This is a genomic window from Floridaenema aerugineum BLCC-F46 (assembly GCF_041929345.1).
Lineage (GTDB): Bacteria > Cyanobacteriota > Cyanobacteriia > Cyanobacteriales > Aerosakkonemataceae > Floridanema > Floridanema aerugineum.
On the sequence record NZ_JBHFNQ010000130.1, the window covers coordinates 23,985 to 31,609 of the forward strand.

Here is a 7,625-nt window from a genome sequence, read left to right on the forward strand (position 1 = left end):
TAAATTCTAAATTACTTTAATTTGGGCTCACATCTTGCAATAACCAAAAACCTGCGAAGGATTCTGCTTGGGGATCAGTCTGAACTGCTAAAAAATGCACGCCGTTGGCTTTTTGTTTTGCTTGTTCAAAGCCTTGGGCTTCTGCGATTGTAGATGAATCCTTAATATTAGCAAGAATCCAGCTATCATTTACCCCAGTTTCTAATAACAGATTTGCTAGGGGAGGTGATTCAAATTTCAGACTAGCCAATTCTAACCCAGACATCCAAGCAGCTAAAGGCAAAGCCCTTGATGAAAAAAAGATCATCCCTGGAATACTGGTATCAGGATTTACTCCGCAATTTTTTAACGGAAAAGCTTCCTGAAATCCAATTTCCCATTCTGGCATTTCGGCAAAAGCCGCTGCTTCTAAACTCACAAAAGCCCATTTTTCTGCTAACAAAGCTTCGGGCAAATTGCGAGGTTCCCCATTTGGCATTAACACCGAAGGATTAGCACCCGCAGGCGTATATCCCGGTTGATTTGGGTAAACTTCCCGCATTCTTTCTGCTATCCATTGATTGAGATTCCAAGTGCGACGACTCAGCGCAGAGGTAATCCCCAAATCTTTGCCAGCTTTGCTAATCATGTTATTCATTTGGGTGCGGAAGAAGCGAATTTTTTGGGGTGTTTGCCCTGATTTTGCCATTGCTTCTTTGATGGCATTTCCCAACCAAACCGAATTCACTTCTTGATTAGAACAAAACTGGGAATAGCGAAATATTTCCTCTCCAGAATCGTTGACATTTAAGGAACTTTCACAAATCAAAACTTCCCAAACTTTTTTCTTGTTTTCATCCAAAATTGGACGCGAATAAAAATCTAATTCCCAGATTGTTGTCATTTTTTATTAATTCAAGTATGTTGTTGCGCTTTAGCGCTTTAAAAGTATGTTGTTGCGCTTTAGCGCTTTAATTATAACTGGGATAAGAGCGAATCCAGCGCAACAACGTACATTATGGGATAAGAGCGAATCCAGCGCAACAACGTACCTTAACGTACATTATGGTACTTCGATCGCAATCAAAGCATTCTCTGGCAGATAACTGCAATAACGTTCATTATCGGACAAAACGATCGTCAATCGCAAAGGATAATCCGGTTCAATTTGCAAATCTGCCCAAGGTACTGCTATTTCTAAACATTGCTCAAATGCCACTTGCGCCCGACTAAAGCGGGGATGCCATTGATAATGTTCTCCTGCTTCTTGAAATCGCGTACTCATGGTAAGCAAATTCACCCCTAAATGATGATGAAACAGATAATTTAATGGTGCTTCATCGGGTAAGTTTCGCAAGGGAACGGGACTGTTGGACATTTCGCGATCGGGATAAAACCACAACAAATTCAACTCCGGTGGACAACCTTTTCCGGGCAAAATTCCGGTTTTCAAATCTAACCGCAAATAGAAATTCAAGTGATCCACACCATACCAAAGTCTTTGTACAGTGCTGCTTTGGTGCATAGTTCCCCTGGCACCACCGATTTCTATTCTCCCCGCTTTATCCCAATCTTGCTCATCACCAATCCCATCAATTACCGGGTGAATAAAACTTTCTGGGCGATGATCTCCTCTCGCTTCATGAATTTCTAAAGGTTTGAGCAACTTATCAGGAATAGGTGCATTTAAAGCCTGATAAATTGCACACAAATGTTCCCGAAATAACTTGTCAAAAATTGCATCTTGGTTAGAAGAATGTCCTTCGCCAAACCACCAAAACCAATCTGAACCTTCCGCCGCATACAAAGCTTCCCAAGCTTCTGGGTTAGTTTCCGGTGTTGCTTCGGGACGACTTGCTAAAAACTTTCTCGCATCAGTTAATAAATCCCACGCCTTATTTTTTACCGGATCTCCTACCCAAGTAGTTAAATTACCATCAACCCAAGAACCTGTGTGTAATTTATCAGCGGGAAGAGTGGCGGTAGCGGGGAATTTTTCCAAGTATTCCGAAACAGTAACTAATTCAATTTCTCGATGATCGCTGAGGGTTTGATACAATGCTTCTAAGAAAGGTTTACCATCTAAATCATAATGTTCCCAACAGTTTTCCCCATCTAAGGCAATTGTTACTAACCAAGGATTTTCTAAAGTTGTCGTATCATCAGTTTGGCGATGTTTTAAAATGCGAGAAATTGCTTCTAAATGCCCCACCAAATCAGCCGCCGCTTTCTTCGCATCCATCGCCCCGTAAGTAAAACCAATTAAATCCGACAAACGGTGATCGCGGAAAACAATTGACAAATCTCCGGCTGGAGTTTCTAATCGATAAGGTTGATAAAGTAACTCAGGTTCGCTAACATTTCCCGATCCATCTCTGTGGAAGAAATGATCGATCGACCAACCTAAAACCGCCTCATCCGAACAAATCCACTTAAACCCTTGTTTAACAATATAAGGCAAAATTTGCGGACTAACCGCTTGTTCCGAAGGCCACAAACCGCGAGGTTCACAACCGAAACATTCCTCATAAATTTCCCAAGCTTTTTCCAAATGTCGGGGAATATCTTCCTCCCATTGAAAGCGATTTTGCGGCAAATTCATGTTAGGAACTGCAATTTTACCCACATCACTATCCGCTAACAATGGCAAAATTGGGTGAGTATAAGGCGAAGTAATTACTTCTAATTGTCCAGTTTCCTGCATCTTCCGGTGTTGCGGAACGATGCGACTCATAATTTCTTGTTGTTTGGCGTAAATGTTTTGGCGATCGGCTAAACTAAAATTCCGACCCTTTTCCAACCAATGAGCAATTTCTCGATCGTCCCAAAACAAAGGATCGAACCAAGCTAAATTATGCCAAGCTAACAAATCGCTGTAATCTTGCGCTTGCCAATTTTCCTTACACCACGCCCGTCCTTCCTCCTGACGTTGCTCATAAAGTTCGCTATAACGAGGATTAGGATCGATTAAAGTGTGGTGATTGGCATCAAAGAAATGCTCAATAATAAATAATCGCTGTTGTTCCGTCAGACTTTCTACAGGCGACAAAGCTACAGCTAGGTAGGGATCGAAAGCTACTCCCGCAATATAATCTTCTAATTGCAGAATCAAAGAAGGAACCAAATTAACCGTTTGTCGCAGCTTCGGATAACGTTCCAACAACAACACTAAATCCAAATAATCCTTAGTACCATGCAAACGTACCCAAGGTAAACGGTACTCAGAAGCTAAAGAAACAGAAGCAGAAAAAGTCGGATCACCTGTTTCCAGAAACTCTCCCTTAACCCTACTTTTGTACAAAGGTTGGTGTTGATGCCAAATAAAGGCAACATATAAAGGATGGGGCATAAGCTTTTAGTCACGCTTTCAACGGTACTTCATCAACAGCACTGAAAATAAAAAGGCAATCATCGATGCAAAGACTTAAATGATTGCCTTTTACTTCTAGAGTTGCCAGAGTAAGCTGTGGAGCATTTAAATCATTTATTAACGAGTAGGGTGCGTCAGACGGTAAAGCCTTATATAGAAAGGAAAATATCTAAATCCGACCCACCCTACAATATGACTTTTAAATGCGTCACAGCTTATGATTATCAAATTACCTTTAGAGAACTTGTTCGACTTCTGCAATTTCGGGGATCATTTCCCGCAGTTTCCGTTCAATTCCCATTCTCAGAGTCATAGTCGAACTAGGGCAAGAACCGCAAGCACCTTGTAGCCGCAATTTCACAACAGGGCCATCCAATTCAACTACTTCTACGTTACCACCATCAGCCATTAAGTAAGGGCGTAATTCATCTAAAACGGTTTCAACGTTATCTAATGTTAGTTCCATTGTTTCCATTGGTTAAGACCTCGTTTGCTAGAGCAGGTTAGTAAGTGCTTTTGTGGATATTTTCATCCTAGATCTTTTCTTGATAAAAACCTTAACAAACTTTTCGGGGACTGGGTACTGGGTACTGGGTACCAGGGGACAAGGGGAGATAGAGAACATTAATCGAAAATCTAAAATTCCCTAGTCCCCAGTCCCTAGTCCCCAGTCCCTTTAAACTACAGCTGGTTCCAATAACTTAACGTTGGAATACTTAAACTCGGTAGTTGTTTGTTTTCCTTGTTCATTGGAACGCACTACCTGATGAGTCATTATGTAGTAATTGCCAATTTTTTCGTACTCATCCTCAAATTCCAACTCATTGGTAACTTCACCTGTTTGAGGATTGCGGAAAATGGCATCATAGCGAGAGGCAATGTAACCTTCGCCAGTATTCACACTTTCATGAGTATCAATGGTAAAGGCAACTCTACCCATAACGCGACTAACTTGGCAAATTTCTGTGCCGCGAATCTTATAATTAGATCCCATCGCATCACCTTTGACCAAAATTTCCATTGCGCCATTAGAGTCAGTTTCGCCCAAGCTAAACTCGTTTTTGCCATGCGCTTGTTCAAAGTTGCCCCGTTTGCGGTGAGTAATCACATCCCGCATCTGAGTATAGATGCTTTCCTTTACTTGTTCGTCTTCTACACCGCTAACTTCTACACTCATGTCACGCTTAACCCACACTTTCCCAGTGTAAACTTCGTCTCCCTGCTTAAGTTCAATATCAGCACTGAAGCCGGGAAATTCGGTGTCCCAAGTGTAACGGTTTTCGTAAGCACTACGAAATAGCTCCTTAGCACTCTTTTGCTCAGTCACGGAACTGCTCCTTGAGAAGATCTTTACTCTTTCTTAGTTTAAAGGGTATTGGGGACTGGAGACTTGGGACAAGGAGACAAGGAGACAAGGAGAAATTATTTAATTTCAGACTTTCTGTTTAACTCAAAACTCTCCTTACGAGAAACTCAAAACTTTCCCAGTCCCCAGTCTCTACTGATTAGAAGTAAGTACTGGGTCTTGATACAATGGCACTGTGAAGGTGACGGTTGAGCCGAGTCCTTCGCCCATGCTGTAAAATTCTACCTCGCCCTTCATTGCTTCGATGAGTTTTTGGGAGATGTAAAGTCCTAGTCCAGTTCCGCCGTATTGTCGATTATGTCCGCCGTTGACTTGGCTGAAGGATTGGAAGAGTCTACCTTGTTTTTCCAAGGATACGCCAATTCCTGTATCTACGACACGGACGATCGCCATTCCCGGAACTTCTTGATTGTTGGTCGATTTTTTCTTCTGCACTTCGGCGCTAATCATTACTCCGCCTTCGTGGGTAAATTTAATCGCATTCCCTACCAAGTTCAACAATACTTGTAATAATCTTTGGTAGTTACCATTGAGGATAATTTTGTCTCTGGTGGCTGGTTTTTGAATGCGGAAGCTCAGATTTTTCTGTTGTGCCTGAGTTTTGGTAAAGTCTTCGACGTTGCTAAATAACTCTTCCAAATCTACTGGCCCTAGCTCTAATTCCATTTTGCCAGCTTCAATTTTGGCAATGTCTAAAATGTCGTTAATAACGCTGAGTAGGTGCAAGGCTGAACGATAGGCTTCTTGGATGAACTCCATTTGTTCTTCTGGATCATCGGTCATGCCTTCTAAAATTAATTTCAGGAAACCTAACATCCCGTTTAAGGGTGTTCGCAGTTCGTGGGATGTATTGGCAAGAAATTCACTTTTTAACCGGGAGGCTTCTTCGGCTTGTTGTCGGGCTTGTTCTAGTTCATGGTATAGGGTAGCATGAGCGATCGCACTCCCCACCAAATCCGCCAACTCCCGCATTAGTTCTATTTCATCAATAGTCCACTGGCGATTTTCTTTATAGTCGTAAAGTACGATCAAACCGTTTGGTTTATCTTGGTAGAAAGTTGCCACTGCTAACTTGGATTCTGGCTGTTCTGGAGTATTCCACCCTTGTTCTATTTTTGGTTCTAGGGACTCTATCACCTCAGTCAGATAAGCTGATTCCGAAATTTTAATTTTTTGCCCCAGTAAGGAATTGACTGATTCTGAGCGATATTCTGCCTTAACTGCAGCTTCCATCACATCGCTTTTGTAGGCGCAAATTATACAGCGACTTACATCTAGTCCTTTGCCTAAATCATCTACTGTTCTTTGCCAAATCGTATCTAAATCTAAAGTCCGGCGAATGTGACGGGAGATTTTTCTAATCAGTTTTTTGTAATGTTGTCCCCAATGTAATGCTGATGCTTTGGTTTTACTAGGCATTGTCTGTGAGGCACAGGCAGCTTCTTCTTCCAGTTGCCTACCCATAACTAATACTCTACTGGCAGCGCCATCCGCTACTAATATGGGACTAATTATTAAATCAAACTTAAATTTATGCTCTTGGTACTGAAACTCACAACAGAAACGTTCTGGTAGCTGATGTTCTAGGATTTGTTGAATTCTTTCTAGGTAGGGCGCGGCTGCTACTGGGCCAAATTTTTCATTTAGGCAGCTATTGACGATCGCTTCTGCATTTACTTCATATCGTTCTGCTTGTTGCCAATAAAAGGTAATGTATTGGCCTGTAGCTTCTTGAACGTATACTAAATCTGATCCTAATCCCTGTAAACCGCTCGCATGGCTTGTCCAAGCGGAATCTGATTTACCGTAAGACCCTTTTTGCCAATTCTGTAGTTCAATAGGCACGCTCATTGGAGTCGGTCACAATTTTTGTAAATTTCAACTCAGGTCATCTCGTCAATAGCACCCTGTTCGATCGCCTTAGCGTGGCGTAGCCGTATCGCTTGCTAGCGTTCGCCTAGTGCGTATCGCTTTAGCGAATTAGTTCCGGTTATTTTACCATCACTAATTCGAGTTTATATCTTTCACGTCAGAAAGCCAAATTTTTTTCCCTAGCCGACATTGTGTATTAATCATTCCACTCACCACGCGGCGGTACTGGCGTTCTGTTTATGGTGCGAGTCAATTCGTCATCTCTTTGGTTAACTCCTCCTTTCAACCATTGCCGAATCGCTGCTTCAATCACTTTGCTTGGATCGTTGGTTAAATGCTTTAACTGACTCAACAAGTCTGAATCAAGGTGGATCGATATTTCCACCTTTTCATCATTACGCTGGGAATCAAGAACTGGTTCTTTCATTTGCAACTGTATATACTGAACTATAGTACAAGCCTTAAACAGGCTATCATCAGTTTAGACTGACTCGCCACTATATCAAAGCGGTCAGTTGCTCAAGCAATCGTAGAAAGCAGATTAAAAGAGTAGCCAGAGTTCATGAAAAGATAGCAAATACTAGACAAGATTTCCTTCACAAACTCTCTCGTAAATTAGTTGACGAAAACCAAGTCATTGTAGTGGAAGACCTTTGCGTTAAAGGGATGGCACGCACCAAGATGGCGAAATCAGTCCTAGATGCTGGTTTTGGGATGTTGGTAAACTTCCTAGACTACAAGTTAAAAAGAGAGGGAGGAAAACTTGTAGAAGTTGACAGATTCTTTCCTAGTACAAAGCTTTGTAATTGCTGCAAACATAAGAATGATTCACTCACTTTAAAGGAATTAGAATGGACTTGTCCGAAGTGTGGAACTCATCACGACAGAGATGAAAATGCAGCGAGAAAGTGCGATTCGTTTAGTCAAAACCGAGAAATCGGGGGACGACTAGCAGTATCAAGTAACCAATAGGTTGAGAAGCACTTAAATCCTTGGTACTGACAACTTCATAACCTTGTGAGTGAAGGCAAGTATCCT

General features: G+C 41.8%; 6 protein-coding genes and 1 pseudogene. 1 reads left to right on the plus strand and 6 read right to left on the minus strand.

What is annotated here, in order from left to right; all coding sequences use genetic code 11:
• Window positions 1-16: 16 nt before the first annotated feature.
• The 6 genes from ACE1CC_RS17285 to ACE1CC_RS17310 all read right to left on the minus strand — a co-directional run bounded on the left by ACE1CC_RS17285 (window position 17) and on the right by ACE1CC_RS17310 (window position 7,014).
• Window positions 17-883 (minus strand): Tab2/Atab2 family RNA-binding protein, encoded by an 867-nt coding sequence (locus tag ACE1CC_RS17285; RefSeq protein ID WP_413271670.1) that lies wholly within the window; start codon window positions 881-883, stop codon window positions 17-19.
• 159 nt (window positions 884-1,042) lie between these two features.
• Complete coding sequence (locus ACE1CC_RS17290) at window positions 1,043-3,328, minus strand: glycoside hydrolase (RefSeq protein ID WP_413271671.1); 2,286 nt, start codon at window positions 3,326-3,328, stop codon at window positions 1,043-1,045.
• A 256-nt stretch (window positions 3,329-3,584) separates the two neighbouring features.
• On the minus strand, window positions 3,585-3,815 hold the full coding sequence (locus ACE1CC_RS17295) for a NifU family protein (protein WP_413268055.1): 231 nt from the start codon (window positions 3,813-3,815) through the stop codon (window positions 3,585-3,587).
• A 210-nt stretch (window positions 3,816-4,025) separates the two neighbouring features.
• Complete coding sequence (locus tag ACE1CC_RS17300) at window positions 4,026-4,676, minus strand: DUF3386 domain-containing protein (RefSeq protein WP_413271672.1); 651 nt, start codon at window positions 4,674-4,676, stop codon at window positions 4,026-4,028.
• 171 nt (window positions 4,677-4,847) lie between these two features.
• On the minus strand, window positions 4,848-6,566 hold the full coding sequence (locus ACE1CC_RS17305) for a GAF domain-containing sensor histidine kinase (protein WP_413271673.1): 1,719 nt from the start codon (window positions 6,564-6,566) through the stop codon (window positions 4,848-4,850).
• Window positions 6,567-6,783: 217 nt separating this feature from the next.
• Window positions 6,784-7,014, minus strand: coding sequence for a hypothetical protein (locus tag ACE1CC_RS17310; RefSeq protein ID WP_413271674.1), 231 nt, complete (start codon window positions 7,012-7,014; stop codon window positions 6,784-6,786).
• A gap of 59 nt (window positions 7,015-7,073) precedes the next feature.
• Between ACE1CC_RS17310 and ACE1CC_RS17315 the strand changes: the two are divergent.
• A pseudogene (locus tag ACE1CC_RS17315) lies at window positions 7,074-7,493 on the plus strand (RNA-guided endonuclease InsQ/TnpB family protein); the annotation flags it as partial.
• Between the last annotated feature and the right edge of the window lie 132 nt (window positions 7,494-7,625).

Bases quoted from the DNA above. Each gene is read 5' to 3' on its own strand.
- ACE1CC_RS17285 (WP_413271670.1), bottom strand. From the start codon at position 883: ATGACAACAATCTGGGAATTAGATTTTTATTCGCGTCCAATTTTGGAT.
- ACE1CC_RS17295 (WP_413268055.1), bottom strand. From the start codon at position 3,815: ATGGAACTAACATTAGATAACGTTGAAACCGTTTTAGATGAATTACGC.
- ACE1CC_RS17310 (WP_413271674.1), bottom strand. From the start codon at position 7,014: ATGAAAGAACCAGTTCTTGATTCCCAGCGTAATGATGAAAAGGTGGAA.
- ACE1CC_RS17305 (WP_413271673.1), bottom strand. From the start codon at position 6,566: ATGAGCGTGCCTATTGAACTACAGAATTGGCAAAAAGGGTCTTACGGT.
- ACE1CC_RS17290 (WP_413271671.1), bottom strand. From the start codon at position 3,328: ATGCCCCATCCTTTATATGTTGCCTTTATTTGGCATCAACACCAACCT.